The organism is Corynebacterium sp. LK28, from assembly GCF_014335105.1.
Classification (GTDB): domain Bacteria; phylum Actinomycetota; class Actinomycetes; order Mycobacteriales; family Mycobacteriaceae; genus Corynebacterium; species Corynebacterium macclintockiae.
The window spans coordinates 15,470-31,302 of sequence record NZ_PDGZ01000011.1 but is presented as its reverse complement, the minus strand read 5'-3'; the positions used below and the strand labels follow the sequence as shown (position 1 = coordinate 31,302).

16 protein-coding genes are annotated in these 15,833 nt (G+C 64.4%); 11 read left to right on the top strand and 5 right to left on the bottom strand.

The genetic code is table 11. The features are described 5' to 3' along the window. Position 1: 1 nt before the first annotated feature. On the top strand, positions 2-586 hold the full coding sequence (locus CRD15_RS05840) for a nucleoside triphosphate pyrophosphatase (protein ID WP_187402138.1): 585 nt from the start codon (positions 2-4) through the stop codon (positions 584-586). Here the strand turns inward: CRD15_RS05840 and CRD15_RS05835 are convergent. The 3 genes from CRD15_RS05835 to CRD15_RS05825 all read right to left on the bottom strand — a co-directional run bounded on the left by CRD15_RS05835 (position 583) and on the right by CRD15_RS05825 (position 4,517). Further along, positions 583-1,815, bottom strand: a complete 1,233-nt coding sequence (locus tag CRD15_RS05835; RefSeq protein WP_187402137.1) for a bifunctional 2-methylcitrate synthase/citrate synthase — start codon at positions 1,813-1,815, stop codon at positions 583-585. The genes CRD15_RS05840 and CRD15_RS05835 overlap by 4 nt on opposite strands. 16 nt (positions 1,816-1,831) lie before the next feature. Continuing rightward, entirely contained in the window at positions 1,832-3,328 is a 1,497-nt protein-coding gene (gene prpD, locus CRD15_RS05830; protein WP_187402136.1) for a 2-methylcitrate dehydratase PrpD, read from the bottom strand. 124 nt (positions 3,329-3,452) lie between these two features. Continuing rightward, complete coding sequence (locus tag CRD15_RS05825) at positions 3,453-4,517, bottom strand: Cj0069 family protein (protein WP_187402135.1); 1,065 nt, start codon at positions 4,515-4,517, stop codon at positions 3,453-3,455. Positions 4,518-4,667: 150 nt separating this feature from the next. On the opposite strand from CRD15_RS05825, the gene CRD15_RS05820 reads away from it, so the two are divergent. From CRD15_RS05820 to CRD15_RS05800, 5 genes are read left to right on the top strand one after another with little or no spacing between them, the layout of a single operon-like run. Next, positions 4,668-5,534 carry a sulfurtransferase gene (locus CRD15_RS05820; RefSeq protein ID WP_034972373.1) on the top strand — a complete coding sequence of 289 codons (867 nt, stop codon included), beginning with the start codon at positions 4,668-4,670 and terminating at the stop codon, positions 5,532-5,534. A gap of 56 nt (positions 5,535-5,590) precedes the next feature. Further along, complete coding sequence (locus CRD15_RS05815) at positions 5,591-7,390, top strand: acetyl/propionyl/methylcrotonyl-CoA carboxylase subunit alpha (protein ID WP_187402134.1); 1,800 nt, start codon at positions 5,591-5,593, stop codon at positions 7,388-7,390. A gap of 26 nt (positions 7,391-7,416) precedes the next feature. Beyond that, positions 7,417-8,028, top strand: a complete 612-nt coding sequence (locus CRD15_RS05810) for a hypothetical protein (protein WP_187402133.1) — start codon at positions 7,417-7,419, stop codon at positions 8,026-8,028. Beyond that, a complete protein-coding gene (gene glpK / locus CRD15_RS05805; protein ID WP_043012500.1) occupies positions 8,029-9,615 on the top strand; it encodes a glycerol kinase GlpK in 1,587 nt (528 codons plus the stop codon). Between the two features lie 24 nt (positions 9,616-9,639). Next, positions 9,640-9,996, top strand: a complete 357-nt coding sequence (locus CRD15_RS05800) for a DUF1707 domain-containing protein (protein WP_051893631.1) — start codon at positions 9,640-9,642, stop codon at positions 9,994-9,996. Positions 9,997-10,029: 33 nt separating this feature from the next. Here the strand turns inward: CRD15_RS05800 and CRD15_RS05795 are convergent, their stop codons facing one another. Then, positions 10,030-11,250 (bottom strand): amidohydrolase, encoded by a 1,221-nt coding sequence (locus tag CRD15_RS05795; protein ID WP_187402132.1) that lies wholly within the window; start codon positions 11,248-11,250, stop codon positions 10,030-10,032. A gap of 57 nt (positions 11,251-11,307) precedes the next feature. Here CRD15_RS05795 and CRD15_RS05790 point away from each other — a divergent pair, with 57 nt between their 5' ends. Both CRD15_RS05790 and CRD15_RS05785 read left to right on the top strand, forming a co-directional pair. Continuing rightward, positions 11,308-12,120, top strand: a complete 813-nt coding sequence (locus CRD15_RS05790; protein ID WP_034971213.1) for a purine-nucleoside phosphorylase — start codon at positions 11,308-11,310, stop codon at positions 12,118-12,120. After that, positions 12,117-13,652: a phospho-sugar mutase gene (locus CRD15_RS05785; RefSeq protein ID WP_034971211.1), complete on the top strand. Its 1,536-nt coding sequence runs from the start codon at positions 12,117-12,119 to the stop codon at positions 13,650-13,652. Before CRD15_RS05790 ends, CRD15_RS05785 begins: the two co-directional genes overlap by 4 nt. On the opposite strand, the gene upp is transcribed toward CRD15_RS05785, so the two are convergent. After that, complete coding sequence (gene upp / locus CRD15_RS05780; protein WP_034992068.1) at positions 13,623-14,261, bottom strand: uracil phosphoribosyltransferase; 639 nt, start codon at positions 14,259-14,261, stop codon at positions 13,623-13,625. The two genes, CRD15_RS05785 and upp, sit on opposite strands and share 30 nt — an antisense overlap. 88 nt (positions 14,262-14,349) lie before the next feature. Between upp and CRD15_RS05775 the strand changes: the two genes are divergently transcribed. Genes CRD15_RS05775 through CRD15_RS05765 form a run of 3 tightly spaced genes read left to right on the top strand, consistent with a single transcriptional unit; the run spans position 14,350 to position 15,818 of the window. Continuing rightward, positions 14,350-14,676, top strand: a complete 327-nt coding sequence (locus CRD15_RS05775) for a hypothetical protein (protein WP_237743889.1) — start codon at positions 14,350-14,352, stop codon at positions 14,674-14,676. A gap of 1 nt (position 14,677) precedes the next feature. Next, positions 14,678-15,598 carry a C40 family peptidase gene (locus tag CRD15_RS05770; protein WP_034992043.1) on the top strand — a complete coding sequence of 307 codons (921 nt, stop codon included), beginning with the start codon at positions 14,678-14,680 and terminating at the stop codon, positions 15,596-15,598. 49 nt (positions 15,599-15,647) lie between these two features. Next, the gene (locus CRD15_RS05765; RefSeq protein ID WP_168163094.1) at positions 15,648-15,818 is read left to right on the top strand and encodes a hypothetical protein; all 171 of its coding nucleotides are present in this window, start codon (positions 15,648-15,650) and stop codon (positions 15,816-15,818) included. The last annotated feature ends 15 nt before the right edge of the window (positions 15,819-15,833 follow it).

Sequence of the window (15,833 nt, the reverse complement as noted above, 5' to 3'; positions counted from 1 at the left end):
CATGCAGCTCACGCTGGCTAGCACCTCGCCCGCGCGCGAGAAGGTATTGAACGTCGCCGGAGTGTACCCGCGCAAGGTCTCCCCCGGTGTGGACGAAGAAGCCGCCGTGGCGGGACTCGTGAACCCTACCCCGGCGGACTATGTGCAGCACCTGGCCACCGCAAAGGCGCGGGCGGTCGAAGGAGAGCTGGTGCTGGGCGGCGACAGCATGCTGCTCATCGACGGCGAGCTGCAAGGCAAGCCGCACACGCGCGAAGAGACGGTACGACGGTGGCGCCAGCAGCGCGGGAAACGCGCGGAGCTGATCACCGGACATGCTCTTATCGACGCCGCCTCGGGTCAGATCTACGAGGAGGTTGTCGCCACACAGATCCAGTTCGCCGACGTGTCCGACCGCTCGATCGAGGCGTACGCGGCCACCGGCGAGCCGCTGGAATGCGCCGGAGCCTTCACCCTGGAGGCGCTCGGCGGGTGGTTCATCGAAAGCATCGACGGGCACCCGTCGGCCGTGATCGGGTTATCGCTGCCCGCCCTACGGCGGGGGCTGGCGCACTTCGGATACGACTTTTCCGACCTCTGGGGCTAGCCAGCCTTGACCGAACGCTGCTCCGGGCCGACGTAGCTGGATAGCGGGCGGATCAGGGCGTTGTCGGCGTTCTGCTCCACAATGTGAGCGGTCCAGCCGACGACGCGGGCCATGACAAAGATCGGGGTGAAGAACGGGATGTCGATACCCAGCATGTAGTAGGTCGGACCCGCCGGGAAGTCCAGGTTCGGCTGGATGCCGGTGCGCTGGTCCATGGCCTTCTGCATGTTGTCGTACATCTCCACCCAGCGCTGGCCGTCGTGATTGGCGGCGGTGCGGCGCATGGCGGCCTCCATGGTGGGCACGCGGGAGTCACCCTTCTTGTACACGCGGTGGCCGAAGCCCATGATCTTGTTCTTCGCGTCGCACTGATCCAGAACCCACTGCTCGGCGGCAGCCGGATCCTCGACAGCCAGGAAGTTGTGCATCACGGCCTCGTTCGCGCCGCCGTGCAGTGGCCCCTTGAGGGCGCCGATGGCGCCGGTGACGGCAGAGTAGACGTCGCTCATGGTGGAGCTGATCACGCGGCCGGTGAAGGTGGAGGCGTTGAAGCCATGCTCCGCGTACAGGGTGAGGGACTGGTCGAAGGCCTCCACGTCGTCACGGTTGTTGGCGGGGCTGTCCTCGCCGTCGCCGAAGCACATGTACAGGAAGTTCTCCGCGATATCCCGGTCGCGGGACGGTGCGATGTACCCCAGGTTCTTACGTCGGCGCAGGTCATAGGCGATGATCGTCGGCAGCTTGGCCAGCAGGGTCAACCCGGTGCGGCGCACCGCATCGGGGCTCCGGTCGTGCGAGTTCAGGTCCTCCGTGCCGAACACGCTGACCGCCGTGCGTAGCACGTCCATGGGGTGGGCGGTCTTCGGCAGAGAGTTGATGAGATCCAGCATGCTGCGGTCGATGGGGCGCAGGGCACGCTCGCGCTGCCGGAACTGCTCGAGCTCCCGGAAGTCCGGTAGTTCGCCGTTCCACAGCAGGTAGGCGACGTCCTCGAAGGTGCAGTGTTCTGCCAGCTCCTCGACGGGGTAACCCCGGTAGGTCAGGGAGTTGGTCTCGGGGTTCACCTTGGAGACGGCCGAGGTATCCACCACCACGCCGTTGAGCCCCTTGTTGATGTTCTTGTCAGTGCCGGTGGCGTTGGAGGTCTTGCTGGACTGGGCGCGCGGGGTGGTGAAGTCGGTTCGTCCGCGGTCGAAGGGAGCGTTGGAAACCTTGATTGGATCGGTCATGGTGAGTGATCCTTTCTTAGAAAATACCGCCGGGGATCTGTGGTGCGCGGGCCAGCACATCGTCGCTGACCACGAGGTTCAGCTGGCCGAGCTCGCCGGGGGCCAGGTCCGCGGTGGCCTCGGCCACAGCAAGGAAGCGATCCTGCTCGGCCTCGTCCACCACGCCCTCGGCCAGGGTGCGGAACTTGTTGATGTAGTCGGCGCGGCCGAACGGGCGGGCGCCCAGCGGGTGGGCGTCGGCCACGGCCAGCTCATCGACGATCTCGGTGCCGTCGCGCAGGGTGACCACCGCTTTGCAGCCGAAGGCCTTCTCGGCCGGGTCGGTGGAGTGGTAGCGACGGGTCCACTCCGGATCCTCGACGGTGGAGATCTTGTGCCACAGCTCCACGGTCTCCGGGCGCTGAGCGCGCTCGGGGGCGTAGGAGCGCTCGTGGTGCCACTCGCCGTCCTCCAGAGCGACGGCGAAGATGTACATCACGGAGTGGTCCAACGTTTCGCGCGAAGCCTTCGGGTCGAACTTCTGCGGATCGTTGGAGCCCGTGCCGATCACGTAGTGGGTGTGGTGGCTGGTGTGCAGCACGATGCTCTCCACCTGGCTGAGATCCCCGATCTTGTCCCGCATACGACGAGCCAGGTCGATCGGCGCCTGGGACTGGTACTCCGCGGAGTGCTCCTTGGTGTAGGTATCCAGGATCGCCCGCTTCGGCTCCCCCGCCTCCGGCAGCGGCACCACGTAGTGGGCATCCGGGCCGTCCAGCAGCCAGGCGATCACGCCGTCCTCGCCCTCCCAGATCGGAGCCGGGGCGCCCTCGCCGCGCATGGCTCGGTCCACGGCTTCCACCGCCATCTTTCCGGCGAAGGCGGGAGCGTGGGCCTTCCAGGAGCTGATGAGCCCCTTGCGGGACTGGCGCGTCGCCGTAGTGGTGTGCAGTGCCTGACCGACTGCCTGGTAGATCACCTGCGGGTCCAGGCGCAGCAGGGTGCCAATGCCCGCGGCCGCGGAAGGCCCCAAGTGCGCCACGTGGTCGATCTTGTGCTTGTGCAGGGAAATGCCCTTGACCAGGTCCACCTGGATCTCGTAGCCGGTGGCGATGCCGCGGATCAGATCGCGCCCGCCCAGCCCGCGCGCCTGCGCTACGGCCAGGATCGGGGGAATGTTGTCACCTGGGTGGGAGTACTCGGCTGCCAGGAACGTATCGTGAAAATCCAGCTCGCGCACCGCTACCCCGTTGGCCCAGGCGGCCCATTCGGGGGAGACGGTGGCGTCCGTACCAAAAACAGCGCTGGGCCCAGAGTGGCACAGCGCTTGGGTGCGCGCCGATGTGACGGGGCGGCGCACGAGGGAGGCGGCAGCGACGGCCGCGTTATCGATGATGCGGTTGACCACCATGTCCGCGGTGTCTTGCGGCACCTCGACCGGGTCGGCGGCGACCTGCGCGACCTTCCATGCGAGGTGCTTTTCCTGCGGAAAGTCGTCGGCCGAGGGGTGGACGCGAACGTCGTGGTTAATCATCGCGGGGGTTAGATCCTTTCGGAGATTGAGGACGTGATGCGCCTCACTCTAACGCCCCGCGACGGGTTATGTAGTTAAACAAACATTTTTTGACGCCGAAAACGTCAGTGTTGCGCTGACGCGCTTAGGCGTGCTTTGCCTCTACGCGCTTAATGGCCTCTTCGGCCACCAGCTGCTGGATACCCATGTCCAGCTCGGAGGTGAAGCCCACGCAGGAGCAGTTGATCTCGCCCAGGACGTAGGTGTCCTCGCCGGTCTCGTCGTCATCGGCCAGCATGAAGTCGGCGGTCCAGATCAGCGGGATGTTGTCGCCACCCAGCTTCTCGGCAATAACCGGGCGAGCCTCGGCGAACATGTCGACCAGGTCCTGCCACTCCTCCGGCTTCTGGTAGGTGTACTTTGCGCCAGAGAACAGGGTTGCGGAGAACGCGTCGCCACCCTCGGCCGGCTTCTTGTGAACCACGAACACCGGGTGGGGGCCGACCAGCAGGATGCGGATCTCGCCTTCGACGATGCGCGGCATGAAGCGCATGTCCACCAGCATGCCGTTGTCGCCCACGATGTATTGGTCGCAGAAGTCCATGAACTCGCCCAGCTCGCGAACCTCGGTGTGGTTGTCGACGGCCTCGGTGCACTTCAGCTTCGTATCCAGGGGCAGAGCCGTACCCGGCTCGACGGTTTCGGCCAGCTGCTTGTCTTCCAGCTGCACGCGCCAGATGCCCGAGCCGGTGGAGCCGCGGTTCTGCTTCAACACACGCTCACCATAGGACAGGGAGGTCGGGAAGGTCTTGTGGAAGGAATCGACGTCGTAGTAGGCAGCGGTATCGTCCGGCACCAGATCGGTGTCGTTCAGCTTCACCAGCGCATCCTTCGCACCGTAGGCCATCATCTCGGCCGGGGTGGACATACCAACCAGGCCGGCTTCCTCCGTCAGCTTGGTCAGCATGTCGAAGTAGCCCTTTTCGCCACCGGGAATGTGGCCTGGGTTGACGCGGGAAATGTAAGCGTCGTACTTAGCGGCAACGTCTTCGTAGATTTCGTTGCTCTTCTCCGGGTCGAAGTAGACAACCTCGGCACCCCAGCCCTTCTCGCGGATAGCCTCGACGATCGGCATCGTGTCGCGGCGGTGGCCGTCCTCACCCTTGTCGTTTCCGCCCTGAACCTCAAAGACAACAATGTTCTTGTGCACGGTTTCCCCTAGCTCTGGAAGTAAAAATACAGTGCGTGTGGCCTTGTCTGACCAACACCTTCAATTCTACGACCACTCGGCCCGCACGGCAGTGGAAGAAAGGCGCCTCATAAGGCGCTAGACTTTCAAACGATCGAAAGGCAGGTATTTATGGGAATCGAATTCGACCCCAGCCCTCAGCTCCAGCAGTACGCGCACCCAAACAAGCTGGTCACGAACGCTTGGCTCGGCGCCAAGCTAGGAACCCCCGGACTGAAGGTCGTCGAGGTGGACGCGGATTCGCTGCTCTACGATATTGGTCACATTCCTACCGCCGTGCGGGTCAAGTGGTACGAAAACCTCTCGGACCCTGTGTGGCGCGACCTTATTGGCTCCAAGGAGTTCGAGGAACTCATGGATCGCCTGGGCATCACGCGGGAGGACACGGTGGTGTTTTACGGCGACCACGCCAACCTGTGGGCCGTTTACGCACTATGGGTCTTCGAGCTTTTCGGCCACCCGGACGTGCGCATCTTGGATGGCGGACGCGATGCCTGGATGCAGGAGGAACGCGAAATCTCCTATGCCGTCGATGACATCCCGCAGCAGCCCGGCTACTCCGTGGCCTCCCGCCGTAACGATCACACCCACCGCATCTTCGTCGATGAGCTGCGCACGAAGTTCGAAGGCTGCCAGATCATCGACCTGCGCGATGCCGAAGAGTACACCGGCGAAGTAACCCTGCCCGGCTACCCGATCCGCCGCAATGGCCACGTCCCGGGGGCCGTTAACCACCGCGCCGATTCGTCACTGCTGGCTAACTCCCGCTTCTGCTCCGCGGAGGCAATCGAGGCCAACCACAGTGGCCTGGGGCTGGATCCCACCCGCCCCACCGTTGTCTACTGCAACAACGGAGCCCGCGCAGCCCTGGAGTGGTTCGTTCTGCGTTTCCTGCTGGGATGGGAGGACGTGCGCGTCTACGATGGCTCGTGGATCGAATGGGGAAACATGATGCGCGTGCCCATCGAGCGCGGTTAAGTGGGCAGTGTAGCCTCATTAACTAACCCCTAACTATTGACCCGAAAGGATTGCCCGTGACTTCCAGCACCGCTGCCCCCTTGACGAAGGTACTGATCGCCAATCGTGGCGAGATTGCAGTACGCGTCATCCGGGCTGCGCGCGACGAGGGCATCGCTACCGTTGCCGTTTATGCAGATCCGGACGCGGAGGCGCCTTTTGTACGCATGGCCGACGAGGCACTGGCTCTGAACGGCCAGACCTCGGCGGAAACCTACCTGGACATCGACAAGATCCTCGCCGCCGCGAAGAAGTCCGGCGCCGACGCAGTCCACCCGGGCTACGGCTTCCTATCCGAAAACGCCGATTTCGCCCAGGCAGTCATCGATGCGGGTCTGAACTGGATTGGCCCGCCCCCGGAGGCCATCCGCAAGCTCGGAGACAAGGTCACGGCGCGCAATATTGCTCTTATTGTTGACGCCCCTATGACTCCGGGAACTAAGGAACCCGTCGCGGATGCCGCAGAGGTCACCGCCTTCGCGGAGCGCCACGGACTTCCGATCGCCATCAAGGCCGCATTCGGCGGCGGTGGACGTGGCATGAAGGTCGCCTACACGATGGACGAAATCCCCGACCTCTTCGAGTCTGCAACTCGTGAAGCCATCACCGCTTTCGGCCGCGGCGAGTGCTTCGTGGAGCGTTACCTGGATCGCGCCCGCCACGTCGAGGCGCAGGTGGTGGCCGATAAGCACGGCAACGTCGTGGTCGCCTCCACCCGCGATTGCTCCGCCCAGCGGCGCTTCCAGAAACTGATCGAGGAAGCCCCAGCGCCGTTCCTCAGCGACGAGCAGAACGAGCGCATCTACTCGTCCGCAAAGGCCATCTGCCGCGAGGCCGGCTACTACGGTGCGGGCACGGTGGAGTACCTGGTGGGGTCCGACGGGCTGATCAGCTTCCTGGAGGTCAACACCCGACTGCAGGTGGAGCACCCTGTGACCGAGCAGGTCACCGGCTGGGACCTGGTGCGCGAGCAGTTCCGCATCGCCCGCGGTGAGGAGCTGTCGCGCACGGAGGATCCGGAGATCCACGGCCACTCGATCGAATACCGCATCAACGGCGAGGATCCGACCAATAACTTCATGCCCGCACCGGGGCGCATCCAGACCTACCGGGAGCCCACCGGCCCCGGCGTACGCATGGATTCCGGCATTGAAACCGGCGCGGTCGTCGGCGGGCAGTTCGACTCTATGCTGGCCAAGCTCATCGTCACCGGCGCAGATCGCACCGAGGCGATCCAGCGCTCGCGACGGGCCCTGGAGGAGTACCTCGTTGAAGGCATCCCGACCGTGATCCCCTTCCACCTGGCTGCGCTGAACGACCCCGCCTTCGTCGCCGAAGACGGCGATTACCGCGTGTACACGCGCTGGATCGAAGAGGAATGGGACAACCAGCTGCCCGCCTACGAGGAGCCTCTCACGGCACCCGCCGAAGGGGCGCTCCCGAAGGAGAAGCTGGTCGTCGAGGTCGACGGCCGACGCGTAGAGGTCATGGTGCCGGGGGAAATCTTGGCCGGTCGGGGCTCGGTTAGCCGCGCCAAGAAGCGCCGCGCCAACGCCGCGGACATCGCAATCACCGGCGACACGGTGGCCTCCCCAATGCAGGGCACTGTCATCAAGGTAGAAGTCTCCGAAGGCGACCAGGTGGCAGAGGGCGATGTCTTGCTGGTGCTCGAAGCCATGAAGATGGAGAACGCCGTCAAGGCGCACAAGGCCGGTGTGGTTGAGTCGCTGAGCGTCGGAAACGGCGATGGCGTCACAAAGAATCAAGCACTAATGGAGCTGAAGGACGACAGCTCTACTGATAATGTCGCAGAATAAATAATCGAAAAAAGAAGGTAGCCACTATGACGCACCGCAATGTCGACAACGCCCCCGAGCAGAAGAAAACCTCGAAGAGCATGCTCTTCCTGGGGCTCGGTCTGCTGATCGTCGCGCTGATCACCGCCATCGTCTCCCTGGTGGGGGTCAAAGACTTCGGAAAGGGCTACGACGTTAAGGCAGGCAAAGAGTACTTCCTGCTGACCGACGAAGATGCGCTGAACGCCCGACAGTGCAGCCTGGTCGACGAGAGCGGCAAGGAAATGACCGACCGCATCGAGACTGCGGAGCTGAAGTTCAATGCGGATGATCTGGAGATCTCCGATGTATCGCTGCCGCTGACCAAGAACAAGGGCGTGTACACCTCCATCAAGTTCACCGAGGACGTCTCGAAGGTCAAGTACACCTGCGACGCGGGCACCATCTACATCTCCAAGTACTCCTCCGGCACCCTGCAGGCGCTGCGCTGGGTAACCATGCTGTGTGGCGCCGCTGGCGTGGCCATCCTGATTCTGGCGGCGTTTGCGAGCCAGCGTAAGAAGACTCCGGCTGAGGCCGCGGAGAAAACCGATGCAGACCTGGACGAAGACGCCGACCTGGACGAAGCCGCCGAGTACACCGAGAACACAGAAGACTAAGTGGTAGAGAACCTCACGAATCAGCTCACCGGAACCTTGGCAAAGTGGAAAAGCTCCAAACGGGGCTATGTGCTGGCGCTCGACCAGGGGACTACCTCTACCCGCTGCATCATCTTCGATGCCCATGGAAAGATCGCGAGTTCCAGCCATATGGAGCATCGGCAGATCTTCCCACGGCCAGGCTGGGTAGAACACGACCCGGAAGAGATCCGGCGCAACATGCGGCGTGTCATGGCGGACGCCGCAGCATCCAGCGACATACCGGTGGAAGAAATCGCCGCGGTGGGCATCACCAATCAGCGCGAAACCACCGTCGTGTGGGATCGCACCACCGGCAAGCCCATCTACAACGCAATCGTCTGGCAGGACACGCGCACCGACGAAATTGTGAATGCCCTCAGCGAAGAGCAAAAGGCCATGATCTCCGAGCGCACCGGGCTCAACGCCTCCACCTACTTCGCCGGGCCGAAGATCCGGTGGATCCTGGATAACGTCGACGGCGCCCGCGAAAAGGCCGAACGCGGGGAGCTGGCCTTCGGCACCATTGACTCATGGCTCGTCTGGGAACTCACCCGCCGCTCCCACAAGAAGTCCAAAGCTGGGCGTGCCGGTCATGCCCGGCACGTCACCGACGTGACCAACGCCTCCCGCACGATGCTGATGGATCTGCGGACACAGACGTGGGATCCGGAACTGTGCGAGATGTTGGGCATTCCCCAGTCCATGCTGCCGGAGATCGTGAGTTCCTCCGAGGTGATCGGCAAGGTACGCCGCAGCGGGCCAGTTCAGGGCGTGCCGATCGCCGGCATCCTCGGCGACCAGCAGGCCGCCGCCTTCGGCCAAGTGTGCTTTAGCCAGGGCGAGGCCAAAAACACCTACGGCACCGGCAACTTCCTGCTGCTCAACACCGGCACCGAACCGCAGTGGTCCGAGCACGGATTGATCACCACCGTCGCCTACCGGCTGGGCAACCAGCCGGCGGTGTACGCCTTGGAGGGTTCCATCGCCGTGACCGGCTCGCTGGTGCAGTGGCTGCGGGATAACCTGGGCTTCTTCGACACTGCCGATGACATCGAACCGCTGGCACGCAGCGTGGAGGATAACGGCGGCTGCTACATCGTGCCCGCCTTCAGCGGCCTGCTTGCCCCGCACTGGCGCCCCGATGCCCGCGGCGTCATTGCCGGCCTGACGCGCTACGTGACCAAGGCGCACATCGCCCGCGCCGCCCTGGAGGCCACCGCCTTCCAGACCCGCGAGGTAGTCGAGGCCATGAACGCGGATTCCAAGGTGGATCTGAAGAACCTGCGGGTCGACGGCGGCATGGTCGTGAACTCGCTATTGATGCAGTTCCAGGCCGACCAGCTGGAAGTACCCGTGACCGTTCCGGAGGTATCGGAGACCACCGCCCTCGGCGCGGCCTACGCCGCCGGCCTGGCGGTAGGCTTCTACCAAGACCTCGAAGAGCTTAAGTCGTTGTGGCAGGAGGAAAAGACCTACTTCCCCGCAGGCGACCCGCAGGAGCGCGAAGTTGCGTACGCGAAATGGAAGCGCGCAGTAGAGCGCACTTTCGACTGGTTCGACGGCTAGCCCGCTAGTGATACGGTTAGGAGTATGAACGAACCGTCTCGTAGGCACATCCGCATCTCCGACGTCGACCGCAGTAACGCGATCAGCACCCTCGGAGAGCACTTTGCCGACGGTCGCCTCACCATGACGGAGTACGAGGAGCGCGTGCAGCAAGCCACCGCCGCAGTATCCGAAGGCGAACTGGAGCAGATCTTTTCCGACCTTCCCAAGCTGGAGGCCTCCCGAGAGCTGGTTCCCTACTACTCTGCCCGCGAAATCGACCGCCTGTACCGTAGCGGCCGCAATGTCCGCCTCGGCCTGCTGCTCAGCACCGTGATCGGCAGCAGCGCGCCCAGCAGGCCCAGTGGAAGTTCGAACGCAGGCAGCGCACCCACCAGCTAACCAGCAGCGCGATGAAGTTCGCGCAGAAGCGCCTTAACGGAACTGGTCAATAACCCCGGCGAACAGCCGGATGCCGATGCCCAGGGCACGCTCGTCGAAGATGATGTCCGGCTGGTGCAGGTCAGGCCGCTCCCCCTTGCCATTCCACGCGCCCAGTCGCGCCATGGAGCCCGGAACGTGCTCCAGGTACCAGCTGAAGTCCTCGCCACCAGTGGACTGCGGGGCCTCCTTGAGGGCGTTCGGGTCCACGTCGTTGACGGCCTGCGCCAGCGCGGCGGTGGACACGTCGTCGTTCATCACCGGCGGCACGCCCTTGGTGTAGCGCATCTCGAGCTGCGCCCCGGTAGGTGCCACCAGGTGCTCTAGCAGTTCACGCAACGTTTCTTCACCACGACGCCACACTCCAACCTCGGCCGTGCGGAACGTACCCAGCAGGCGTACTTCCTGGGGCATTGCGTTGAATGTCGAGCCACCGTTGATCGCACCGAAGGTCAACACGGTGCCGGTGCGCGGGTCGACGGTGCGCGACAGCAATCCGGGCAGCTGCGAGGCAATCAGCCCCGCGGTGTACACCAGATCCGCCGCCAGGTGCGGCCGGGAGGTGTGCCCACCGTGGCCGCGCAGGATGATCTCCACCACGTCGCTGGCAGAGGTGATAGCACCAGTGCGCACGCCAATCTCACCTGCGCGCAGCTTCGGCTCGCAGTGGAGGGCGAAGATCCGGGACACGCCGTTCAGCGCGCCTGCCTCGATCACGTCCACCGCGCCACCGTCCATGACTTCCTCCGCGGGCTGGAAGATGAAGCGCACCTGAATCCCTAGGGCATCCTCGCCGTGGGCGTCAACAAACTCAGCAAGGGCGACGGCCAACCCCAACACGACCGTGGTGTGGATGTCGTGACCGCAGGCGTGCATGACCCCGGGGTTCTCGGAGGCGAAGTCCAGCCCCGTGACCTCCTGCAGCGGCAGCGCGTCGATATCCCCGCGGAAGGCGATGCGCGGAGCACCGACCGGACCGATGTCCGCGATGAGCCCCGTGGAAGGCAAGGCAACGGGCTGCAACCCGGCGCGCTCTAGTTCCTGGGCGAGGAAGCGCGTGGTCTCCGTTTCCATGTGGGAAAGCTCGGGGTTGCGGTGCAGGTGACGGCGCCAGTCCACAACTCTCTGGACATTGTCCCGCGTCCAGTTCTGCACGAACTTGGCAACAGAGTGTGCGCTGTGTTCTAGTGTGCCGTCTTGCACTTGCCTACTCACGTCCCTCTTCCTTCGACTGACTTATTCAGTCTAGCGCCTGCGGTACTCTTGATTGGCATGACTGCATACCAAGACCCTTATCAACTGGCTGCGGACGCTGCGGAGGCATTGAAGGAGCGTACGGGACTGGACTCCTACGACTGCGCGGTGGTGCTCGGTTCCGGTTGGCGCCCCGCAGCCGACGTGCTGTGCGAAGGCGCGGAGGACCTACAGGAATTCCCGATGGCGGAGCTGCCGGGCTTCCTGGCCCCCACCGCGGAAGGTCACGGCGGGACGGTGCGCAGCGGAAAGATCGGCGGCCGCAACGTGCTGGTGCTGTTGGGACGCACCCACGCCTACGAGGGGCACGAGTTGTGGCGCACCGCCCACGCAGTACGCACCGCCGCTGCGGCGGGCGTGAAGACGGTAGTTCTGACCAACGCCGCCGGCGGCCTGACCGAGGGCATGCGCGTGGGAGAGCCGGTGCTGATCGCCGACCATATTAACTTCACCGCGAAGACTCCCCTGACAGGAGCGAACTTCGTCAACCTGGTGGATGCCTACAGTCCCGAGCTCCGCGCGAAGGTGCAGCAGCTGCGCCCCGGCATGCGCGAAGCCGTGTACGCGATGATGCCCGGCCCACAGTACGAAACCCCTGCAGAGATCCACATGCTGCGCACCCTGGGCGCCGGGCTGGTTGGCATGTCCACGGTGTACGAGACCATCGCCGCACGAGAGGCCGGAGTAGAGGTGCTGGGAATCTCGCTGGTCACGAACCTGGCCGCCGGCATGACCGGGGAAGCGCTGAACCACGAGGAGGTTCTGCAAGCAGGTAAGGATGCCGCCAGCGACATGGGCAAGCTGCTGGGCGAGCTGGTGAACAGCCTATGAGCGAACTGAAGTTCGGCACCGCCGGGCTGCGCGCAAAGGTCGGCCCCGGCGACAACGAGATGAACGTGGCCACCGCCACCCGCGCCACCGCCGGTGTGGCCGCGTGGCTCAAGGAGCGGAAGCGCCCCTTGCGCGCCGACGGGGTCTTTCGTGCAGCCGTTGGTTATGACGCCCGCTACGGCTCCCACGCCCTGGCGCGTGCCACCGCGGAAACCTTCGCCGGCGCGGGCTTCGAGGTCACCCTCATCGCGGAGCCAGCCCCCACCCCAGTACTGGCGTGGCTGGTGCGCTCCCGGAGGATGGATGTGGGCGTGCAGATCACGGCTTCGCACAACCCGGCACAGGACAATGGCTACAAGCTGTACCTGGACGGCGGCTCGCAGCTGGTCTCCCCCGCCGACCGCCAAATCGAAGAGCACATTGCTGCCCAGCCCACCGACGCGGCCGCGATCCCCCGTTCCGAGGCGAAATCCGTGGACCTGTCAGCCGTCTCCGGCTATGTCTCCGATCTCAGCAAGCTGGTGGCGACCGGTCGCCAGGACGAGCTGGCGCCACGCCGCAAGCTGAAGATCCTGTACACGCCTCTGCACGGTGTGGGCGGCAACGCTATGGAGTGGGCGCTGCGGGAGAACGGCTTCGGCAACGTCCACACAGTCGCCTCGCAGCGCTGGCCGGATCCCAACTTCCCGACCGTGGAGTTCCCCAACCCGGAGGAGCCCGGCGCGACCGACGCGCTGTTGGAAGAAGCACGCGCCATCGACGCGGATCTGCTGATTGCCCTGGATCCGGACGCCGACCGCTGCATGCTGGGATTGAAACGCGCCGATGGTGACTACCGCATGCTGCGCGGGGACGAGGCCGGCCCCTTGCTGGCGCGCCGGGTGTTGGCGGGCGTAGGGGCGTCCACAAGGAACAAACCGGTAGTGGCAACGACGGTGGTGAGTTCGCAACTGCTCGGGCGCATGGCGCGCGCCGAGGGATGGGACTACGTGGAGACGCTGACGGGCTTTAAGAACCTTGCGCGGGCGGCTCATGGTCGGCCCGGCGAACTGGCCTTTGCCTACGAGGAAGCGATCGGCACGGCACCGGCGCCGCACATCGTGGCGGACAAGGACGGCATTGCAACGGCGCTGATCGCGGCGGCCTGGGCGGCCGAGGCGGACCTGGGCGCAGAGCTGGACGACATCGAAGCAACCTATGGAGTGTTCAGAACTGCGCAGGTCAGCGCGCGATTCGACAGTGCGGAGCAAGCAGGCGAGCTGATTGCGCGCTGGGCGAAGAACCCACCGGCGGAGCTGGCGGGCGTGGCTGTACAGGCCGGACCGATTGAGGATTCCGCCGGCAATCGCACCGACGGCGTGCGGCTGGTCGGACACTCGGCGGACTTGGCAGTGCGCGTGGTCGCCAGGGCCTCGGGCACGGAGCCGAAGGCGAAGTTCTACCTGGAGGTCAGCGCGGAGCCGGGGGCCGACGCGCAGGCCGTGGAGGCGCTGTTGGAGCGCCTACAGGTCGATGTTTCGGGGGCCGTATAGGCGGTCGCCGGCATCGCCCAGGCCCGGGACGATATAGGCGGCCTCGTTCAGGTCGGGGTCGATCGTTGCGGTAACGAGCTTGCGCACACCGACCTTGGCCGTGAGCAGAGCATCCACGCCCGGCTGAGCAGAGACCATGCACACGCAGGTGATGTCGTTGGCGCCGCGACCCTCCAGCAGGCGGATGGCGTGCAGCAGCGAGCCGCCGGTGGCCAGCATCGGGTCTACTAGGAACACCGGCTGGTCGCGCAGATCCTGGGGCAGAGCCTCCAAGTAGGGCACGGGCTCGTGCGTGGTTTCGTCGCGAGCCATGCCGATGAACCCGACCTGCGCGTCGGGGATCATGGACAGCGCCGGGTCGATCATGCCTAGGCCTGCGCGGATGACGGGCACGATGATCGGGGGCTTTTCCAGTCGCGCGCCCGTGGCTGTAGCGACGGGGGTTTCTACCTCGAAGTTCTCGACCATCAGATCAGCCGAGGCTTCGTAGATCAGCATGGCGCCAAGGTCAGACAGTGCGGCGCGGAACTGTGCGTTATTGGTTTTCTTGTCGCGCATGATGCTGAGGCGAGAGGCGACGAGCGGATGATTGACCACCTGAATTTCCATGGTTCCCCACATTAGTTGATCCCCGATTGAACCTTTTGATGCGCTACTGAGTCTAACTGTTCTGAGCGATTATTTGGGGAGGGTTTCTATGCCTCAGGGGGACGAGGGTATGGGCGATACGTTGCGGGCCGATCCAGAGCTGGTGGGGTTGTTGAAGGGGCGCACCGAAGCCGTGGGTACGTCGCTGCAGGGCCGCACTACGGCGCTGCACGGCACCCTGGGGGCGGTAGCGCCTCCTGCATTGGGAGATTTTCTGCGCGCGCTGACTGCGGCGCGGGACGCCCACGAGGGGTTGCTGCGGGATGCGGATAGCTATTTTAATGACGCCACATTCGCGCTGGCCAGCATAGATCGCGTACTCGACGGGCATGAAAGTACTTTTTCCAAAGCCTTCGGCGGGCTGATGGAGGTCTGAGATGTTGGATATTGCGGGGCTGGTCGCGCCCCTCGTTGCGGCGATTCCCTCCCCTTTTAGTCCGGGTGCAAGTGCCAGTGCGGCCGGGGTCAGTGGGCTGGAGGGGCTGGGGAACCTCGCGGCCGCTGCCCTGCAGGGACGCGGTGGCGGGAACGTGCACCATTCCCTGGATTCGGTGGCCAAGGCGGTTTCGACTGCGCTGGGAGCAGGTGGGGCATTAGACAAGTTGGCGGGCCAGGCTGCACAGGCCGTCGGGCGGGCTATCAAGGATCTGGGCGGGATTCTGAACGACTGTGTGCGGGAGGTTGGCCAGGCGGTCGCGGGCAGCGGTGCGGCGGGACCAATCGGGTGGGTCAACGCCCTGGGAGCTGCGTTTCCCGTGGTGCTGCGGCACATAGGGCGGGCCGAGGATCGCATGCATACCTTGGAAGACGAACTGCGAGGGCTTACGACAGACGTGAACAAGGTGAAGCGGGAGCAGATTCCAGAGCGTCTGCCTGTGCGGAACCCGGATACGGTTCCGGAGATGACCCCTGCAGCGCACGAGGCCAAAGCCCCGGCTTCTGCCCCCACCTCCCAGGCCTCCGCTGCGGTAGCGGCGGCGAAAACTGCGCTCGGCACGCCGTACCAATGGGGCGGAACAGTGCCGGGCAAAGGGCTGGACTGCAGCGGGCTGGTGCAGTGGGCCTATCAGCAGGCAGGGGTGGATCTACCCCGCACCTCCAACGAGCAAGCGGTAGGACCACAGATCGCACGTTCGGCGGTGCAGGCGGGCGACCTGGCTGTATGGGATGGACACGTAGCAATGGTGGTGGATTCCCAGCACATGATCGAGGCTGGAGATCCGGTGCAAATCAGCCCAATCCGGCAGGAAAACAGTGGAATGGCTTTCAGGGGCTTTTACCGACCGACGGCTGCCTGAGACTAACTAGTACTGACTGAGACCGACTAAAACATAAGGAGCAAAGAACATGTCACTGATCAACGGACCTTCCCATGGCAGTGGATTAGCGCGCATCGTCAGCACTCCCCCGCCCCGCGAATATCTGGCGGCGCAGTTTCTAGGAGAAATGCCGAAAACGGTGCCGGCTGTGTTGACGAACGAGCTACGCACCAGACGACCTGAACAGTCGTCGGACTAACCTAGTAGAATGCCT